Origin of the sequence: Streptomyces changanensis (genome assembly GCF_024600715.1) — a bacterium.
GTDB lineage: Bacteria > Actinomycetota > Actinomycetes > Streptomycetales > Streptomycetaceae > Streptomyces > Streptomyces changanensis.
In genome coordinates, this window is sequence record NZ_CP102332.1 from 3,131,547 (window position 1) to 3,149,935 (window position 18,389).

The 18,389-nt window shown below is 73.0% G+C and carries 17 protein-coding genes; 11 read left to right on the plus strand and 6 right to left on the minus strand.

The genetic code is table 11. The annotated features are described in order from the left end of the window. Nucleotides 1-60: 60 nt before the first annotated feature. Nucleotides 61-1,890 carry a bifunctional metallophosphatase/5'-nucleotidase gene (locus NRO40_RS13820; protein WP_058943020.1) on the minus strand — a complete coding sequence of 610 codons (1,830 nt, stop codon included), beginning with the start codon at nucleotides 1,888-1,890 and terminating at the stop codon, nucleotides 61-63. 184 nt (nucleotides 1,891-2,074) lie between these two features. Between NRO40_RS13820 and mshD the strand changes: the two genes are divergently transcribed. From mshD to pstB, 8 genes are all read left to right on the plus strand, one after another. Further along, nucleotides 2,075-3,076: a mycothiol synthase gene (gene mshD, locus NRO40_RS13825; RefSeq protein WP_058943021.1), complete on the plus strand. Its 1,002-nt coding sequence runs from the start codon at nucleotides 2,075-2,077 to the stop codon at nucleotides 3,074-3,076. Between the two features lie 389 nt (nucleotides 3,077-3,465). After that, nucleotides 3,466-5,715: an RNA degradosome polyphosphate kinase gene (locus NRO40_RS13830; protein ID WP_058943022.1), complete on the plus strand. Its 2,250-nt coding sequence runs from the start codon at nucleotides 3,466-3,468 to the stop codon at nucleotides 5,713-5,715. After that, entirely contained in the window at nucleotides 5,702-6,637 is a 936-nt protein-coding gene (locus NRO40_RS13835) for a CHAD domain-containing protein (protein ID WP_058943023.1), read from the plus strand. The genes NRO40_RS13830 and NRO40_RS13835 overlap by 14 nt, the downstream gene beginning before the upstream one ends. Continuing rightward, entirely contained in the window at nucleotides 6,634-7,032 is a 399-nt protein-coding gene (locus tag NRO40_RS13840) for an NUDIX hydrolase (protein ID WP_058943024.1), read from the plus strand. Before NRO40_RS13835 ends, NRO40_RS13840 begins: the two co-directional genes overlap by 4 nt. Nucleotides 7,033-7,560: 528 nt before the next feature. Further along, complete coding sequence (gene pstS / locus NRO40_RS13845) at nucleotides 7,561-8,691, plus strand: phosphate ABC transporter substrate-binding protein PstS (RefSeq protein WP_058943025.1); 1,131 nt, start codon at nucleotides 7,561-7,563, stop codon at nucleotides 8,689-8,691. A 104-nt stretch (nucleotides 8,692-8,795) separates the two neighbouring features. Further along, entirely contained in the window at nucleotides 8,796-9,794 is a 999-nt protein-coding gene (gene pstC, locus NRO40_RS13850) for a phosphate ABC transporter permease subunit PstC (RefSeq protein ID WP_058943026.1), read from the plus strand. Further along, complete coding sequence (gene pstA, locus NRO40_RS13855; RefSeq protein WP_058943027.1) at nucleotides 9,791-10,870, plus strand: phosphate ABC transporter permease PstA; 1,080 nt, start codon at nucleotides 9,791-9,793, stop codon at nucleotides 10,868-10,870. Before pstC ends, pstA begins: the two co-directional genes overlap by 4 nt. Before the next feature lie 50 nt (nucleotides 10,871-10,920). Beyond that, nucleotides 10,921-11,697, plus strand: coding sequence for a phosphate ABC transporter ATP-binding protein PstB (gene pstB / locus NRO40_RS13860; protein ID WP_058943028.1), 777 nt, complete (start codon nucleotides 10,921-10,923; stop codon nucleotides 11,695-11,697). A 135-nt stretch (nucleotides 11,698-11,832) separates the two neighbouring features. On the opposite strand, the gene NRO40_RS13865 is transcribed toward pstB, so the two are convergent. Next, nucleotides 11,833-12,831 (minus strand): inorganic phosphate transporter, encoded by a 999-nt coding sequence (locus tag NRO40_RS13865; protein WP_058943029.1) that lies wholly within the window; start codon nucleotides 12,829-12,831, stop codon nucleotides 11,833-11,835. 6 nt (nucleotides 12,832-12,837) lie between these two features. Further along, entirely contained in the window at nucleotides 12,838-13,458 is a 621-nt protein-coding gene (locus NRO40_RS13870; RefSeq protein ID WP_058943030.1) for a DUF47 domain-containing protein, read from the minus strand. Between the two features lie 190 nt (nucleotides 13,459-13,648). Between NRO40_RS13870 and NRO40_RS13875 the strand changes: the two genes are divergently transcribed. Then, entirely contained in the window at nucleotides 13,649-14,002 is a 354-nt protein-coding gene (locus tag NRO40_RS13875; RefSeq protein ID WP_058943031.1) for a metal-sensitive transcriptional regulator, read from the plus strand. A 157-nt stretch (nucleotides 14,003-14,159) separates the two neighbouring features. Here the strand turns inward: NRO40_RS13875 and NRO40_RS13880 are convergent, their stop codons facing one another. Together NRO40_RS13880 and NRO40_RS13885 are read right to left on the minus strand one after the other, a co-directional pair. Then, nucleotides 14,160-14,342, minus strand: coding sequence for a hypothetical protein (locus tag NRO40_RS13880; RefSeq protein WP_058943050.1), 183 nt, complete (start codon nucleotides 14,340-14,342; stop codon nucleotides 14,160-14,162). Between the two features lie 231 nt (nucleotides 14,343-14,573). Next, nucleotides 14,574-15,476 carry a hypothetical protein gene (locus NRO40_RS13885; protein WP_058943032.1) on the minus strand — a complete coding sequence of 301 codons (903 nt, stop codon included), beginning with the start codon at nucleotides 15,474-15,476 and terminating at the stop codon, nucleotides 14,574-14,576. A gap of 142 nt (nucleotides 15,477-15,618) precedes the next feature. On the opposite strand from NRO40_RS13885, the gene NRO40_RS13890 reads away from it, so the two are divergent. Both NRO40_RS13890 and NRO40_RS13895 read left to right on the plus strand, forming a co-directional pair. Continuing rightward, a complete protein-coding gene (locus NRO40_RS13890) occupies nucleotides 15,619-15,819 on the plus strand; it encodes a hypothetical protein (RefSeq protein ID WP_058943033.1) in 201 nt (66 codons plus the stop codon). A gap of 4 nt (nucleotides 15,820-15,823) precedes the next feature. Further along, entirely contained in the window at nucleotides 15,824-17,428 is a 1,605-nt protein-coding gene (locus NRO40_RS13895; RefSeq protein WP_058943034.1) for an FAD-dependent oxidoreductase, read from the plus strand. 239 nt (nucleotides 17,429-17,667) lie between these two features. On the opposite strand, the gene NRO40_RS13900 is transcribed toward NRO40_RS13895, so the two are convergent. Further along, nucleotides 17,668-18,384 (minus strand): phosphatase PAP2 family protein, encoded by a 717-nt coding sequence (locus NRO40_RS13900; protein ID WP_058943035.1) that lies wholly within the window; start codon nucleotides 18,382-18,384, stop codon nucleotides 17,668-17,670. Between the last annotated feature and the right edge of the window lie 5 nt (nucleotides 18,385-18,389).

Below are 18,389 nucleotides of genomic sequence, written 5' to 3' on the forward strand. Positions count from 1 at the left end.
GCGCCGGCGGAAACGGAACCCGCGCACCGGATGGCGGGGCCCCGCCCCGGATGCCTCGCCCTACTTGACGACCGTGATCCGGTCGGCCGCGGGCGGCGCCAGCGGGGAGCCCGCCGACGAGTGCGCGGTCAGGTAGGCGATGAAGACGTCCAGGTCGGACGCGCCCACCAGCTTGTTCTTGCCCTGCGCCAGCGCCGGGAAGCCGTCGCCGCCGCCGGAGAGGAACTCGTTCATCGCGACGCGGTACGTCTTGGCCGGGTCGAGCGGCGCACCGTTCAGCCGCACGGAGGAGACGTCCACCCGGGCGGCGCCCGTCTTGGTCATGTCCAGCGTGTACGTGAAGCCGCGCGACACCTGGAGGATCTTCGGCGACGCCTCGTTGGAGCCGCTGACCTGCTGCTGGAGCGCGGTGACGATCTGCGCGCCGGTCAGGTCGACGCTGGTCATCATGTTGGTGAACGGCTGGACGGTGTACGCCTCGCCGTACGTGACGACGCCGTCGGTGGTCTCGGCACCGGACTTCGCGTGGACGAGGTCGCTGCGGATGCCGCCGGGGTTCATGAACGCGATCTGCGCGCCGCCCTTGTCGGCCGGCGCCAGGCCCTCCAGCTGCGCGTCGGCGATCAGGTCGCCGAGCGGCTTCTCGTACGCGGTCGAGCCGCGGCCGTCGATGTCGGCGGTGATGTGGCCGACCGGGCGGTCGGCGATCGGCGCGGCGAGCCCCTTCCACCGCTCGATCAGCCGCGTCATGTCCGGCGCCGGGGCGACGTCACGGGTGACGACGTGGTTCGCGGACGCCACGGCCGTGCGGACGATGTCCTTGGTGGCGCGGTCGTAGGTGAGCGTCGTGTCCGTGTACAGCTTGCCGAAGGACGCCGCCGAGGTGACCGTGCGCGGCTTGCCCGCCGGGTCGGCGATGGTGCACGCGTACGCCTGGTGGGTGTGGCCGGTCACCACCGCGTCGACCTGCGGGCTGAGCCGCTTCGCGATGTCGACGATCGGCCCGGAGATGCCGTCGCCGGGGCCGGGGCTGTCGCAGTCGTAGTTGTACGCGGACGAGGCCGGGGCGCCGCCCTCGTGGATCAGGGCGACGACGGACTTGACGCCCTTGGCCTCCAGGATCTTCGTGTACTTGTTGATCGTCTCGACCTCGTCGCCGAACCTCAGGCCCTTGATGCCCTCGGCGTTGACGATGTTCGGGGTGCCCTCCAGGGTCACGCCGACGAAGCCGATGCGGACGCCCGCGCGCTCCCAGACGAAGTACGGGTCGAGGATCGGCTTGCCGGTCTTCTCGTCCGTCACGTTCGCCGCGAGGTAGGGGAAGTCGGCACCCTCGTACGTCGTGCCCTCGGCGCAGCCGTCGGTGGGGTGGCAGCCGCCCTTCTGGATGCGCGCGAGCTCGGCGGCGCCCTCGTCGAACTCGTGGTTGCCCACGGAGGAGACGTCGAGCTTGAGCTTGTTGAGCGCCTCGACGGTCGGCTCGTCGTGGAAGAGGCCGGAGACCAGCGGGGAGGCGCCGATCATGTCGCCGGCGGCCGCGGTGATCGAGAAGGGGTGGCCCTTGCGGGCGGTGCGCAGGTGGGTCGCGAGGTACTCGACGCCACCGGCCTTGATCTTCTCGGTGGTGCCGTCGGCGTGGACGTGGCTGACCTCGCCGGACGAGCCGGCCGGCGGTTCGAGGTTGCCGTGCAGGTCGTTGAAGGAGAGCAGCTGCACGTCGACGGTCCGACCGGAGACCTTCTCGCCGCGCTTCCAGCCGGACGCGCCGGCGTCCTGCTCGTCGGCGGCGCCGGCCGGCAGGGCCGCCACGAGCGCGCCCGCGGTGGCGAGTCCGGCCGCGGTGGCGAGTATCCGCCGTCCCGTCCGCTTCTTGTGCCGTGTAGTCGACATCTGTCCGTTTTTCCCCTTTTGACACCACATGACTTCACACGCCGTCAGAGAAGGGTGAGGTCATGGCCACTGGTCTGCCGAGCGCAGCCTAAGGTCAACGCGCGTAGCGCAACAGGGGGGAACGGGTTACGACCTGATTGCCTTCACCCGTCGGGCGGCGCACCGCCGCCGTAGGCTCGTACGCATGACGACTGACGTTCGCGCAACGGCCCCCGAGTCGGGACGCCGCATCGAGATCTTCGACGAGCTCACCCCGGAGCAGGCCCAGGACGTCCTCGACCTGCTCGCCGACGCCGCCCGCACCGACGGCGTCCAGGCCGTCTCCGAACAGGGCCGGCTCCAACTGAAGGCGTTCACGCGCGCCGACGCCGCCGACGGCGGCGGACAGCGGGGCGACGGCGGCGGACAGCAGGCGGACGGCCGCCGGGAAGGCGTGCGCCACCTGCTCCTCTTCTTCGCCGACCGGCTCGCCGGCTACGCCCAGCTGGAGGACACCGACCCCGTCGAGGCCCCGGCGGCCGAGCTGGTCGTCGACCCCGCGCAGCGCGGCCGCGGCCACGGGCGGGCGCTCGGCTCCGCCCTGCTCGCCGAGTCCGGCAAGCGGCTGCGGGTCTGGGCGCACGGCGGCAAGCCCGCCGCCCGCCACCTCGCCCAGGTGCTCGGGCTCACCCTCTTCCGCGAGCTGCGGCAGCTGCGCCGCCCCCTGGCCCCGCTGGACGTCCCCGAGCCGACCCTGCCCCCCGGCGTCACCGTCCGCACCTACGTCCCCGGCCGGGACGACGCCGCCTGGCTCGCCCTCAACGCCGCCGCCTTCGCCCACCACCCCGAGCAGGGCGCCCTGACCCAGCGGGACCTGGACGACCGCAAGGGCGAGCCGTGGTTCGACCCCAAGGGCTTCTTCCTCGCCGAGCGGGCGTCCGACGGCGCCCTGGTCGGCTTCCACTGGACGAAGGTCCACGCCGACGAGCGGCTCGGCGAGGTGTACGTGCTCGGCATCTCCCCCGACGCCCAGGGCGGCGGTCTCGGCAAGGCCCTCACCGGGATCGGCCTGCGCCACCTCGCCGCCGAGGGCCTGCCGACGGCGATGCTGTACGTCGACGCCGACAACCCGGCGGCCCTGCGCGTCTACGAGGGCATGGGCTTCACGACGCACGAGGTGGACCTCATGTACCGCACGGAGACGTGACGGCCCCTCCCCCTGCGGGGTGCCGCCACCACGGCGGCGCCCCGCCCCCGGGGCCCGTGGCGAGTACGCGCCATCGCGCCCCCGTGCACACCCCCGGCGCCCCGGCACGCCCCCGCCGTACCCGCGGACCGCCGCGCGAGCCGCAGGGCCGCCCGCACCCGGGCCCCCGGCCCCCGGCCGGCCCAGGCGCCCGGATCACAGCCCGCCCCGGCCCCGGAGGGGCGTGGCCGGGTGGGGGATTTGCGGGGGTGGCACACCCGGAAACGTCACGTCCTCGTTACCGATCATTCAGACACGCTTGCGACCCTCGGCCAATGAAGCCCGCCGTGTCCGCCTGCCAGGGCCGTTCCGACGCGCCTGACCAGCCCCTGGCGCGGAAGAATGGTGACATGAGCCAGCAGCCCGCCGAGGTCCCGGTCCAGCAGGTACAGCCGTCGCCCCCGCACGCCCAGCCGTCCGTCGGATCCATAGCCGCGCACCGGCCCCACGCCGTCGCCCCGGCGTCGGCCGCCGCCGAACTCTCCCCGGACCTGGACGCCGACCTCGACGCGTACGACGTCGACGGCGCCTCCTCGGAGCTGCCGGAGGGCCGCTTCCTCGACCGCGAGCGCAGCTGGCTGGCGTTCAACGAACGCGTCCTGGAACTCGCCGAGGACCCGAACACCCCCCTCCTGGAGCGGGCCAACTTCCTCGCGATCTTCGCGTCCAACCTGGACGAGTTCTTCATGGTCCGGGTCGCCGGCCTGAAGCGCCGCATCGCCACCGGGGTCGCCACGCGCTCGGCGTCCGGCCTCCAGCCCCGCGAGGTCCTCGACCTGATCTGGACCCGCTCGCGCGAGCTCATGGCCCGGCACGCCGCCTGCTTCCAGCAGGACGTCGCCCCCGCCCTCGCCGACGAGAACATCCACCTCATCCGCTGGCCCGACCTGACCGAGAAGGAGCAGGCGCGCCTCTTCACGCTCTTCCGGCAGCAGATCTTCCCCGTGCTGACGCCGCTCGCCGTGGACCCCGCGCACCCCTTCCCCTACATCTCCGGGCTCTCGCTCAACCTCGCCGTCGTCGTCCGCAACCCCGTCAGCGGCCACCGCCACTTCGCGCGCGTGAAGGTCCCGCCCCTGCTGACGCGGTTCCTGGAGGCGTCCCCGCAGCGGTACGTGCCGCTGGAGGACGTCATCGCCGCGCACCTGGAGGAGCTGTTCCCCGGCATGGAGGTGCTGGCGCACCACATGTTCCGCGTCACCAGGAACGAGGACCTGGAGGTCGAGGAGGACGACACCGAGAACCTCCTGCAGGCCCTGGAGAAGGAGCTCATGCGGCGCCGCTTCGGCCCGCCGGTGCGGCTGGAGGTCGAGGAGTCCATCGACCCGTACGTCCTCGACCTGCTCGTGCGCGAGCTGAAGGTCTCCGACGCCGAGGTGTACCCGCTGCCCGGCCCGCTGGACCTGACCGGCCTGTTCGGGATAGCGGGCCAGGACCGGCCGGAGCTGAAGTACCCGAAGTTCGTGGCCGGCACCCACCGCGACCTCGCCGAGGTCGAGTCGGCGTCCGCGCCGGACATCTTCGCGGCGCTGCGCGAGCGGGACGTGCTCCTGCACCACCCGTACGACAGCTTCTCCACCTCCGTGCAGGCGTTCCTGGAGCAGGCGGCGGCCGACCCGGACGTCCTGGCGATCAAGCAGACCCTGTACCGCACCTCCGGCGACTCGCCGATAGTGGACGCGCTGATCGACGCCGCCGAGGCGGGCAAGCAGGTCCTCGTCCTCGTCGAGATCAAGGCCCGCTTCGACGAGCAGGCCAACATCAAGTGGGCGCGCAAGCTGGAGGAGTCCGGCTGCCACGTGGTCTACGGCCTGGTCGGCCTGAAGACCCACTGCAAGCTGTCGCTCGTCGTCCGCCAGGAGGGCGAGCTGCTGCGCCGGTACTCCCACGTCGGCACGGGCAACTACCACCCGAAGACCGCCCGCCTCTACGAGGACCTGGGACTGCTCACCGCCGACCCGCAGGTCGGCGCCGACCTGTCCGACCTGTTCAACCGCCTCTCCGGCTACTCCCGGCGCGAGACCTACCGCCGGCTGCTCGTCGCCCCGAAGTCGCTGCGCGACGGCCTCGTGTCGCGGATAGAGAAGGAGATCGCCCACCACCGGGCGGGCCGCCCCGCGTACGTCCGCATCAAGGTCAACTCCATGGTCGACGAGGCCGTCGTCGACGCCTGCTACCGCGCCTCGCAGGCGGGCGTGCCCGTCGACATCTGGGTCCGCGGCATCTGCGCCCTGCGCCCCGGCGTCACCGGCCTGTCCGAGAACATACGGGTCCGCTCGATCCTCGGCCGCTTCCTGGAGCACTCCCGGGTCTTCGCCTTCGGCAACGGCGGCGAACCGGAGGTGTGGCTCGGCAGCGCCGACATGATGCACCGCAACCTCGACCGCCGCATAGAGGCGCTGGTACGGCTCTCCGACCCCGCCCACCGCGCGGCGATCCACCGCCTGCTGGAGACGGGCATGGCCGACACCACCGCCTCGTGGCACCTCGGCCCCGACGGCGAATGGACCCGGCACTCGACGGACGCGGACGGCCAGCCCCTGCGGCACGTCCAGGAGATGCTGATAGACGCCCGGAGGCGCCGACGTGCACAAACCTGACCCCACCCCGCCCGCGGGCGAGGTCCTGGCGCCGTACCTGCACGCCCGCGCGAACGACTTCCTGCGCGCGCTGCGGCTGCACACCGAGAGCAACGGCTCGGACAGCTCGGGCGCGGAGGAGGCCACCCGGTCCCTGCGGGCCGCCGCCCGCCGCATCGGCGCGACCCTGCACACCTTCCGCCCCCTCCTCGACGGGGCGTGGGCGGACGGGCTGCGCGCCGAGCTGGCCTGGCTCTCCGGGACGCTCGCCCAGGAGCACGCCTGCACCTCGCGCCTGGTCCGCCTCGTGGACGCCCTGTCCCGTCTCACCGGCGGGACCGTGCCGCCCCCGAGGGGGCCGTCGGGGGGCGGGGCGATGCAGGTGGGCGCCGCCCGGGCCGGCGCCCTGCTGGAACGGCAGCTGACCCTCGCCCGGACCCGCGCCCACTCCGCCGCCCTGGAGGCCCTCGGCTCCTCCCGCTTCCACGCCGTGGCGGACGCGGTGGCCCTGCTGGCGTCGGAGGTCCCCCTCGGGCCGGCCGCCGCCGCGCCCGCCCCGGAGGTCCTCCCGGTCCCCGCCGAGACCGTGGAGCGCCGCCTGCTGGACGCGGTCGGCGTGTTGCCCATGGTCCCGGCCGTCGGCGGGGAGCACCAGGACGCGCCCTGGCACCAGGTGCGGCTGCTGCTGCGCCTCCACCGGTACGCGCGGGAGGTGTGCTCCGTCCCCGCGCCGGAGCTGTACGAGGCGGCGACCGCGCTGGACCGGCACCGGGACGCCGCCGAGGCCGCGGCCGCCGCCGCCACCGCCGCCCGCACCCCCCGGATCGCCCCGGCCACCGCGTACACGCTGGGCGTCCTCCACGCCGACCAGCGCCACGAGGTGGACGCGGCGCGGCTCGCCTTCCACCGCGCCTGGCGCCGTACGGCGGTGACGGCCCCGTGAGCGGCACCGTCAGGGCGGCCGGCTGCCTGCTGTGGCGGCCGGGGCCGGGCGGGGTGCCGGAGCTCTGCCTGGTGCACCGGCCCAAGTACGACGACTGGTCCTTCCCGAAGGGGAAGCTCGAACCGGGTGAGGAGCTCCTCGCGGCGGCGGTCCGCGAGGTGGCGGAGGAGACCGGCCAGTCGTGCAGGCCCGGCCCGTTCCTGGCGACGGTCCGCTACCGGGTCAAGGACCGCCCCAAGGAGGTCACGTACTGGGCGGCCGAGGCGACGGGTGGCGGGTTCACGCCAAGCCGGGAGGTCGACGCCCTGCGGTGGGTGCCCGCCCCGCAGGCCACCGCCCACCTCAGCCACGCGACGGACCGGCCGCTCGTGGCGGTGTTCCTCGCCGCGGTGTGAGCCACGGGCCGGGGCGCCCCCAGGGGGCGGTGAGCCCCAGGCCGTACCGCTCCCAGGGGCGGTAGGACCTGGGGCGTACGGTGCTGCCCGGGCGCCTGTGCGGTGCCGGGGGCCGGGGGGGCGGGGAGCCGCCGGGGTGCGGCCGGGGCCGCGTCCACGCCGGCCACCGTGGTGCCCGGGCCGTGTGCCCGAGGCCGGGGTCTGCCCGGGGCCGTGTGGCCGGAGGGCGGCCGTGTCACCCGGGCCGGCCGGGGCCGTCGACTGCGGGACAGGGGCGTGCGAGGTGTACGGGGGGCGTGCAGGGCGCAGCGGGGGCGCCCGGTATGCACTGCACCGCCACTTCCGGCATGGTTCACCTCCCGTTCACTCCCCCCCGTCGACCGCTTCACCTGATCTGCCTAATTTCGGCCGTACACGGTGACCAGCAGACGCCATCACCACCCCACTCCGACACACGCCGTCGTACAACCGGCCATGGACCCACCACGCGGCCTCCGGCCCGGCGGTTACTGGAAGGAACACCCGAAAGTGAAGCTTCATCGCAAGACCGGGCTTCGCGCCACCGCGCTCGGCGCCCTCGTCGTCTCCGGCGCCCTGGTCCTCACGGCGTGTGGTTCGGACGACAACGCGAGCCCGGACGGGACGAAGAAGACGACGGCCGCCTCGAACATCGCCTGCGAGGGCGCCAAGGGCCAGCTCCTCGCCGCGGGCTCCACCGCGCAGAAGAACGCCATGGACCTCTGGGTGAAGAACTTCCAGGCGGCCTGCGAGGGCGTCGAGGTGAACTACCAGGCCATCGGCTCCGGCGGCGGCATCACCAAGTTCAACCAGGGCCAGGTCGCCTTCGCCGGCTCCGACTCCGCGCTGAAGGAGGAGGAGGTGACCGAGTCGCAGAAGATCTGCAAGGGCGGCAAGGGCATCAACCTCCCCATGGTCGGCGGCCCCGTCGCCATCGGCTACAAGCTCGACGGCGTGGACGGCCTCGTCCTGGACGCCGCCACCCTCGCCAAGATCTTCAACTCGAAGATCACCAAGTGGAACGACCCGGCCATCGCCAAGCTGAACCCGGGCGTCAAGCTGCCCGACCTGGCGATCCAGGCGTTCCACCGCTCCGACGAGTCGGGCACCACCCAGAACCTCGGCAAGTACCTCAGCGAGGCCGCCGCCGCGGAATGGAAGCACGACCCGAAGACGAAGTCGTGGCCCGCCCCCGGCGGCCAGGCCGCGAACGGCTCCTCCGGCGTCGCCGCCGCCGTCAAGGACACCAACGGCGCGATCGGCTACTTCGAGCTGTCCTACGCGACCGCCAGCAGCATCAGCACCGTCAAGCTGAACACGGGCGCCGCCCAGCCGGTCGAGGCCACCCCGGAGAACGCCTCCAAGGCCATCGCCGCCGCCAAGGTCAAGGGCACCGGCAGCGACCTCGCCCTCTCCCTCGACTACAAGACCAAGGCCGAGGGCGCCTACCCGATCATCCTGGTCACCTACGAGATCGCCTGCGACAAGGGCAACAAGGCCGACACCCTGCCCACCCTGAAGGCGTTCCTCACCTACACGGCGAGCGAGGAGGGCCAGAAGGTCCTCTCCGACGCGGGCTACGCGCCGCTCCCGGCCGAGATCGCGACCAAGGTCCGGCAGATCGTCCCCACCCTCTCGTAACGACCCGACCGGGGCCGGCCCTCCCACCCGGGGCCCGGCCGGCCCCGGCATCCGGTGCACCGCCGCCAGGAGCCACGCCCGCTCCGCAGACCGGAGAACACACGATGGCCACAGCCACCCCGCACCACGCCCCGCCACCCGGCGGGAACCAGACAACGACCCCGAAGACGAGCGCCCCGTCCCGCGCCGGTGACCGGATCTTCCGCGGCCTGTCCCGCGGCTCCGGCATCACCCTCCTGGTGATCATGGCGGCGATCGCGGTCTTCCTCACCTACCGCGCCGTCCTCGCCATATCGAAGAACGAGGGCGACTTCCTCACGACCTCGGAGTGGAACCCGGCCGGGAACCCGCCCGTCTTCGGCATCGCCGTCCTCGCCTTCGGCACCATCGTCAGCTCGATCATCGCCATGGTCATCGCGGTGCCGATCGCGATCGGCATCGCGCTGTTCATCTCGCACTACGCGCCGCGCCGGCTCGCCTCGCCCCTCGCGTACGTCGTCGACCTCCTCGCCGCGGTGCCCAGCATCATCTACGGCCTGTGGGGCGCGATCTTCCTCGTCCCGTACCTCGGCGGCCTCAACCGGTGGCTGGACCAGTACATGGGCTGGACCTACGTCTTCGACAAGTCCGGCGAGGGCGTCGCGCGCAACCTGTTCACCGTGGGCGTCCTGCTGGCGATCATGATCCTGCCGATCATCACCAACGTCACCCGCGAGGTCTTCCTCCAGGTCCCGCGCATGCACGAGGAGGCCGCCCTGGCCCTCGGCGCCACCCGCTGGGAGACCATCCGCATGTCGGTGCTGCCGTTCGGCCGCTCCGGCATCATCAGCGCGTCCATGCTGGGCCTGGGCCGCGCGCTCGGCGAGACGATGGCCGTCGCCGTCGTCCTCTCCCCCAGCTTCCTCATCTCCGGGCACATCCTCGACCCGGGCGGTGGCACGTTCGCGCAGAACATCGCCGCCAAGTTCAACGAGGCGAACGAGTTCGGCCGGGACGCCCTGATCGCCTCCGGTCTCGTCCTCTTCGTCATCACGCTGCTGGTCAACGGCGCGGCCCGCTGGATCATCGGGCGCCGCAAGGAGTACTCGGGGGCGAACGCATGAGCCACGTCATCCAGGAGAAGCGGCCCGCCACCGCCCCCGCGGGCCGGCCCGCGCCGCTGTCCCACGCGCGCCTGCCCCGCTGGGCGCCGGCCGTCGTCGCCGTCGGGTCCGTCGCCGCCGCTTGCGGCATCGGCGCCGCCGCCGGCTGGGAGAGCCACACGCAGTGGGGCATGCTCTCCGCGGTGCTCTTCGTCGTCACCACGTACGCCGTCACCACCAAGGTCGAGAACGCCCGGCAGGCCAAGGACCGCGTGGCGACCAGCCTCGTGTGGGTCTGCTTCGTCCTCGCCGTGGTCCCGCTCGCCTCACTCGCCTGGGTGACGGTGAGCAAGGGCGTCGAGGTCCTCGACGTCTACTTCCTCACGCACTCGATGAACGGCGTCCTCGACGCCGAGACGGGCGGCGGCGTCTACCACGCGCTGCTCGGCACCATCGAGCAGGTCGCCATCGCGGCCGTCATCGCGGCCCCGATCGGCATGCTGACCGCGATCTACCTGGTCGAGTACGGCAGGGGCCGCCTGGCCCAGGCCGTCACCTTCTTCGTCGACGTGATGACGGGCGTCCCGTCGATCGTCGCGGGCCTGTTCATCCTCGCCACCTGGAACCTCGTCCTGGGCTTCGGGCCCTCCGGCTTCGCCGGCTCGATGGCGCTGGCCATCCTCATGATGCCGGTGGTCGTCCGCTCCACCGAGGAGATGCTCAAGCTCGTCCCGAACGAGCTGCGCGAGGCCTCCCTCGCCCTGGGCGTCCCCAAGTGGAAGACCATCCTCAAGGTGGTCCTGCCGACCGCGATCGGCGGCATCACCACGGGCGTCATGCTCGCGGTCGCCCGTATCACCGGCGAGACGGCCCCCGTGCTGCTCCTCGTCTTCGGTACGAAGCTGATCAACCCGAACCCCTTCGAAGGCGCGCAGGCGTCGCTGCCGCTCTACGTCTACGAGCAGTACGCCGTCGGTACCGACGCCGCCGTGGCCCGCGCCTGGGCCGCCGCGCTCGTCCTCATCGCCTTCGTCATGATCCTCAACATGGTGGCCCGCGGCATCGCCCGCTGGAAGGCCCCGAAGACCAGCCGCTAAGGCTCCACCGCCCGGCCCCGCCGGGCGGCGCAAACTGGGAAGTGATTCAGATGGCCAAGCGAATCGACGTCAGCGGCCTCTCCGCTTACTACGGCAACCACAAGGCGATCGACGACATCTCGATGACCGTCGAGCCCCGCTCCGTCACGGCCTTCATCGGCCCGTCCGGCTGCGGCAAGTCCACCTTCCTGCGCACCCTGAACCGGATGCACGAGGTCACCCCCGGCGGCCGCGTCGAGGGCAAGGTGATGCTCGACGACCAGAACCTCTACGGCAAGGACGTCGACCCGGTCGCCGTGCGCCGCACGGTCGGCATGGTCTTCCAGCGCCCCAACCCCTTCCCCACCATGTCGATCTACGACAACGTGGCGGCGGGCCTGCGCCTGAACGGCAGCTACCGCAAGTCCGAGCTGAGCGACGTCGTCGAGCGCTCCCTGAGGGGCGCGAACCTCTGGAACGAGGTCAAGGACCGGCTGAACAAGCCCGGCTCGGGCCTCTCCGGCGGCCAGCAGCAGCGCCTGTGCATCGCCCGCGCCATCGCGGTCCAGCCGGACGTCCTGCTGATGGACGAGCCCTGCTCCGCCCTGGACCCGATCTCGACGCTCGCCATCGAGGACCTGATCGGCGAGCTGAAGGAACAGTTCACGATCGTCATCGTGACGCACAACATGCAGCAGGCCGCCCGCGTCTCGGACCGTACGGCCTTCTTCAACCTGGCCGCGGTCGGCCAGCCCGGCAAGCTGATCGAGCTCGACGAGACGGAGCGCATCTTCTCCAACCCGTCGGTGCAGGCCACGGAGGACTACATCTCCGGCCGCTTCGGCTGAGCCACCCCCCACACACGTCCTGCGGTGCTGCATGGCGGTGCCACCGCGAGACGAAGGGCCCGCCCCCTCTCCCAGGGGCGGGCCCGTTCACTTCCTCCGGCCGAACGCCGCGCGGGGCGGGGCCGGCCCCCGCCGTCAGCCGAAGAACAGCCGGACGGCGAAGAAGCTCACCGCGGCGACGGCCGCCGCCGCCGGCATGGTGATGAACCAGCCGAGGATGATGTTCTTCGCGACGCCCCACCGCACGGCGTTGACGCGCTTGGTGGCACCCACACCCATGATCGCCGAGGTGATCACGTGGGTCGTGGAGATCGGCGCGTGGAAGATGAACGACGCCGAGTACATGACGGACGCCGCGGTGGTCTCCGCCGCGAAGCCCTGCGGCGGGTCCAGCTCGATGATCCGGCGCCCGAGGGTCCGCATGATCCGCCAGCCACCCGCGTAGGTGCCGAGCGACAGCATCACCGCGCTGGCGACCTTCACCCAGAACGGGATCGGGTCGCCGGACTGCTCGACGTCGGCGATGACCAGCGCCATCACCACGATGCCCATCGTCTTCTGGGCGTCCTGCAGACCGTGGCCGAGCGCCATGCCGGCCGCCGAGACCGTCTGCGCTATGCGGAAGCCGCGCTTGGTCTTGTGCGGCCCGGCGTTCCGGAAGATCCACATGATGCCGGCCATCACCAGGTAGCCCAGGATGAGGCCGACGAACGGCGAGATGAACATCGGGATGACGATCTTCTGGAGCACGCCGCCCCAGATGACCTCGGTACCGCCGGCCAGCGCGGCACCGACCATGCCACCGAAGAGCGCGTGCGACGACGACGAGGGCAGCCCGAAGTACCAGGTGACAAGGTTCCACACGATCGCGCCGACCAGCGCGGCGAAGAGGATGCCCATCCCCTTGTCGCCGGTGGGCGTGGCGATCAGCCCCTCGCTGACGGTCTTGGCGACGCCGCTGCCCATGAAGGCGCCGGCGAGGTTCATGACCGCGGCCATCGCCAGCGCGGCGCGCGGCGTGAGCGCCCGCGTCGACACGGAGGTGGCGATGGCGTTCGCGGAGTCGTGGAAGCCGTTGGTGTACGTGAAGAAGAGCGCGACCCCGATGGTCACGACCAGAGCGAAGGTGTCCACGGAGGCTCAGGACTCCTTGACGGCGATGGTCTCCACCGTGTTGGCCACGTGCTCGAAGGCGTCGGCCGCCTCTTCCAGCACGTCCACGATCTGCTTCAGCTTCAGCACCTCGATGGCGTCGTACTTGCCGCTGAAGAGATGGGCGAGCAGCTTGCGGTGGATCTGGTCGGCCTGGTTCTCCAGCCGGTTGACCTCGATCCAGTACTCGGTGAGCTTGGTCATCGTCCGCAGGTGCGGCATCGCCTCGGCGGTGAGCTCGGCGGCCCGGGCCAGTACCTCGATCTGCTGCTCGACGCCCTTCGGCAGCTCCTCCACGTTGTAGAGGACGACGAGGTCGACGGCCTCCTCCATGAAGTCCATGATGTCGTCGAGCGACGAGGCCAGGGCGTAGATGTCCTCGCGGTCGAACGGGGTGATGAAGGAGGAGTTCAGCTGGTGGAAGATCGCGTGCGTCGCGTCGTCACCGGCGTGCTCGGCCGCCCGCATCCGCTCCGCGATGTCGGCCCGCGCGGACGCCTCCGCTCCCAGCAGTTCCATCAGGAGCTTCGAGCCGGTGACGATGTTGTCCGCCGACGCGGAGAACATGTCGTAGAAGCTCGTCTCCCTGGGGGTCAGACGAAAGCGCACGTGGGGTCCTTCGGTGCATGGATGTCGGTCAGGCTGATGCTAGGCGCATCATCCGGCCACGGCGAACCGGCGTTCCTCAGTGTCGCCCATCGGGCGCGGAGAACTGAACCGGCCCCGCGCAATCGCGTTCGGATCGGTACCATATACCCGCGAGGGGTATACCCCCTCGCGTGGACGACGGGAGGACCCCATGACGACCACCGAGCCGGCCGGCCCTCCGGTCACGGACCCCGAACGGGTCGGCAGTGACCACGCTCACGCGGTGCACGGGTACCACAAGCAGAAGGACGAGCACCTGAAGCGGCTGCGCCGCATCGAAGGCCAGATCAGGGGCCTGCAGCGGATGGTCGACGAGGACGTCTACTGCATCGACGTGCTCACCCAGGTCTCGGCGTCGACGAAGGCGCTGCAGTCCTTCGCGCTCCAGTTGCTGGAGGAGCACCTGCGTCACTGCGTGGCCGCCGCGGCGGTCAAGGGCGGTGACGAGATCGACGCGAAGGTCGAGGAGGCGACGAAGGCGATCGCCAGGATGATGCGCACCTGAGTCCACAGGCTGTCCGAAACCGATCGCTCGGGGAGCGGTGGCGCGCACGAGGGGCCGGCGTGCTCACGGGGAGCGGTGGCGTCGGGGCAGGGACCGCGGTCACGGGGAAGCTACCCGTGGTCACGAGGGGCGGACCGCGGTCACGAGGGGACGGCGATCACGGGGTGAGGCGCGGGCCGGCAGGGGTGCCGCCCGGAGGCCGGGTGCCCGTCGAGACCTTCAGAACCTCGTCGATCCGGTCGGCGCTGAGCCGCTCCGCCTCGGTGGCGGACGCCGCGATCATCAGTTCTCCGCAGAGCTCGATCTCGGCGAGCGCCACATGGTCCTGGACGGCCGTCATGCTGATCGGCGCCACGCGCGTTCACCTCTTCCAGCCGGTGTCGGCTTCCTAGCGTAGGGAGCGGAACACGCACCGCGCATGACACGTCCGGACCATTCTGGGAACCATCCGAATGGTCCGTCGGGCCCCCGCCCGCAGTCCGGACGCCGCTTCCCACGTCGTCGCGCCGGTCCGGGCCAGGGCTGGGCGGGCCCGGACGGGGCGGGGCCGGGCGGGCCTGGCCGCGGGGGCTCAGCCCTCGATCCGGCCGGCGTAGATGTCGCGCCGGGGCGGGAGCTCCACGCCGACGGGCGTCCCGAAGTCGTACAGCTCGGTCGTCGACGCGACACCGACCTCCCGTCCCCCGTTGGTGACGCGGAACCGGTGACGGACCTTCCGCAGCCGCCCCTCGTCGTCCAGGTACGCGTCGAACGCCACCGCGTCCGTGGCGAAGCCCTTCGCCGCGGCCGCCAGCGCCCCGCGCACCTGCGGTGACGCGGTCTTCGCGGCGGCGGCGATGTCGGTGGTGCCGCGGTAGTGGGCGACGCGCACCCCGCCGAGGCGCGCCGAACCGACGAACGCCACCCGCCGCGCGGCGCGGAGCAGTTCGGCGGCGGCCGCGGGGTCGGTGGCACCGCCCGTGACGAGGTTGCCGTCGGCGAGGGTCGCGGTGTCGACCCGGACCCACTTGTCGGCGGGGACGCCCGCGCCGCGGTTCTTCATGTAGAGCGCGCCGGGCGTGAACACCTGCGTGATGCGCCGCTGGGGGCGGCCGCCGTCCTCGGGGAGCAGCACCTGGACGCGTCCCCGCCGGGCCCGGAAGTCGTAGCCGCCCTCGCCGTGGACGGTCAGCCGGGTGCCACCGGTCGTCATCTCCATGGACGTCCTGGCCTTCGACGTACCGGCCCGGGCCAGCGCGTCCGCCGCCGCGCGCAGCGCCTCCGCGCCCCGGCCCCGCCCGGCGCCGTCTCCGCCCCGGCCGCCGGCGTCGCCGACCGGCCCGCCGGCGGTGACGACCGCTCCGGCGGGGGGCCTGGCGTCGACCGCGCCCGTGCACCCGCCGAGTCCCGTGACCGCCACCGCCGCCGCCACCACGGCCGCGGTGACGGGCGCGGCGTCCGCGCCGCCCGCCCGCCTGAGCTTCCGCACCACCATCGCCTGCCCACTCCAACGCCGTGCCGCCGACTGCCCGGGCCCCACCCCCTCCCCGGAGCACTGAGACGAGGGAAAACCCCACTCCCCTAACGACCGTTCACACGGCCCGTCACGCATCCCCGCTCCCCGGTACCGTTGCCGTGTGCTCCCGCATGACGCGCCGCCGCCGCCCCAGGGCCCCGGCGGCGAACCGCACCACACGACCACCACGACCGAACGGGGCGCCTTCGCCCTGGCCCGCTGTTCCTGCGGCTGGTCGGGCCCCGCCCGCCGCTCCCGTGAGCGGGCCCGTACGGACGCCGTGACGCACGTGTCGGAGGAGGGGTGCGGCGTGCGACAGTGACGCCATGGACCGGCGCGCGCTGCTGACCACGGGACTGACCACGGCGCTGGCCGCGACGGCCGCGGCCTGCGACACCACCGGCCCGCCCCCGACCTCCCCCACCGCCTCCCCCACGGGCTCGGCCCCCACGCCCTCGCGGTCGCCGGGCGGCTCGCCCGGACCGTCCGCGAACGGCGGACGCCCCTCCTGGCCGGCGTTGGCCCGCGGCCTGGACGGGCTGCTCGTCCTGCCGGGCGACGAGGCGTACGCGACGGCCCGCCAGTCGTTCAACACCCGCTTCGACGCGCTGCGTCCGGCGGCCGTCGCGTACGTGGCGGGCGAGGACGACGTGCGGGAGTGCCTGGCGTTCGCCCGCCGCCACGGCGTGCGGGTCGCGGTGCGCGGCGGCGGCCACTCCTACGGGGGCTGGTCCAGCGGCGACGACCGCCTGGTGGTGGACGTCTCGCGGCTGGCGGCCGTGTCGGCGGCGGGCGGGGACGCCGCCGTGGTGGGGGCGGGCGCGCGCCTCGCCCCCGTCTACCGGGCGTTGGCCGGGCGGGGCCGCACGATCCCCGCCGGGTCCTGCCCGACGGTGGGGGTGGCGGGTCTGGCGCTGGGCGGCGGGCACGGAGTGGTGTCGCGCGCGTACGGCCTGACGTGCGACAGCCTGTCGGCGGCCACCCTGGTGACGGCGGACGGCCGCACCGTCACGGCGTCCGCCGAGGACGACGCGGAGCTCCTGTGGGCGCTGCGGGGCGGCGGCCACGCGGGCTTCGGGGTGGTGACGGAGCTGCGCTTCCGTACGCACCCGGCGCGTCCGACGGTGGCCGCGTACCTGAACTGGCCCTGGCGGAGGGCGCGGCGGGTGTTGGCGGCGTGGCAGGCGTGGGGCCCGGACCAGCCGGACGAGGTGTGGTCGACGCTGCACCTGTCGGCGGGCGCGGGCGGCGGGGTGCCGGGGGTGTCGGTGACGGCGCTGAGCCTGGGGGGCCGGGGGGACCTGGAGGACGCCGTGGACCGGCTCGCCGACCGGGTGGGGGCGCCGGACCCGTCGGTGTCCCTGCGCGAGCGGGGGTACCTGGAGGCGATGCTGGTCTTCGGCGGGTGCGCGGGGCTGTCGGACGAGCAGTGCCGGCTGCCCGGTCCGCTGCCGGGCCGCGACCCGCGCGGGGCGCTGGGGCGCGAGACGTACGCGGCCGCCTCGGACTTCTTCGACGGCCCCCTGCCGGAGGCCGCCGGGGCCGCGCTCGCGGCGGCCGCGGAGGCGTTCACCGGAATCACGGTGGAGCAGGGCGGGGGCGGCGGCACGCTGGCGCTGACGGCGCTGGGGGGCGCGGTGAACCGCGTGGCCCCGTCGGCGACGGCGTTCGTGCACCGCCGCTCGCGGGTGCTCGCCCAGTACGTGGCGTCGTGGCGGCCCGGGACGCCGGGGACGGCGCAGCGGCGCTGGCTGCGGGGCACCCACGCGGCGATGCGGCCGTACGCGTCGGGGGCGGCGTACCAGAACTACCCGGACCCGGCCCTGGGGGGCTGGCGCCGGGCCTACTACGGCGACGCGGCGCCCCGCCTGACCGCACTGCGGCGACGGTACGACCCGACGGGACTGTTCGACCACGCGCAGACGCTGTAGGGGGCGTGCGGCTCGGGGGGCAGGACGGGCCCGGACCGGACCGGGACCCGTGCGCCGGTTCGGAGCGGTCCTGGCACCGGGGGCAGCCGGGGTCAGGCTCGGGCAGCCCGTGCCAGGCAGGGGCTGCCCGGTCAGGCCCGGGCAACCCGTGTCCGGCCGGGGCAGCCCGTGCCCGGCCGGGGCAGCCCGTGCCCGGCCGGGGCAGCCCGTGCCCGGCCGGGGCAGCCCGTGCCCGGCCGTCAGGCCGCGAGGTCGCTCTGCCCGGCGCCGGTGGCCTCGGCGCGGGGATCGGGCAGGTCGACGGTCTGGTGGCGGGCGCCGCGCGGCGCCCGCCGGGAGCGGACGAGCCGGCCGGCGCGCGGGGAGCGGGCGAGGGCCGAGGTGAGCGGCGTCAGCAGCGCGAGGGCGACGGGCGCGAGGAGCAGCGCCACGGCCGTGCCGAGGGCGAGGCCGCCGATGACGTCGGTGGGGTAGTGCACGCCCATGTAGACGCGGCAGAAGCCCTCGGCGAGGGCGAGTCCGATGCCGGCGAGGCCGAAGCGCTTGTGGGCGACGAAGAGGCCGACGCCGATGGCCATGGCCATGGTCGAGTGGTCGCTGACGAAGGAGTAGTCCGTCTTGCCCGCGACGAGGACCTCCAGGCCCTCGTGGTCGAGGAACGGCCGGGGCCGTTCGACGAACCCGCGGATCGGCACGTTGACCAGGAGGGCGATGCCCGCGGCGAGCGGCGCCCAGATCAGCCCGGCGACGGCGGCCGCGGAGTCCTCCGGCGTGCCACGCCGGCGGACGCTCCACCAGCACCACAGCGCCACGAGGACGAGGGCCAGCATGATGCCGTACTCGCCGACGAACTCCATGACGCGGTCGAACCAGGTCGGGGCTGCCTTCGCCAGTCCGTTGATGTCGTAGAGCAGGCTGACATCGGGGTTCGAGCCATCCGATGCGAGTCCGGCCATGCGCT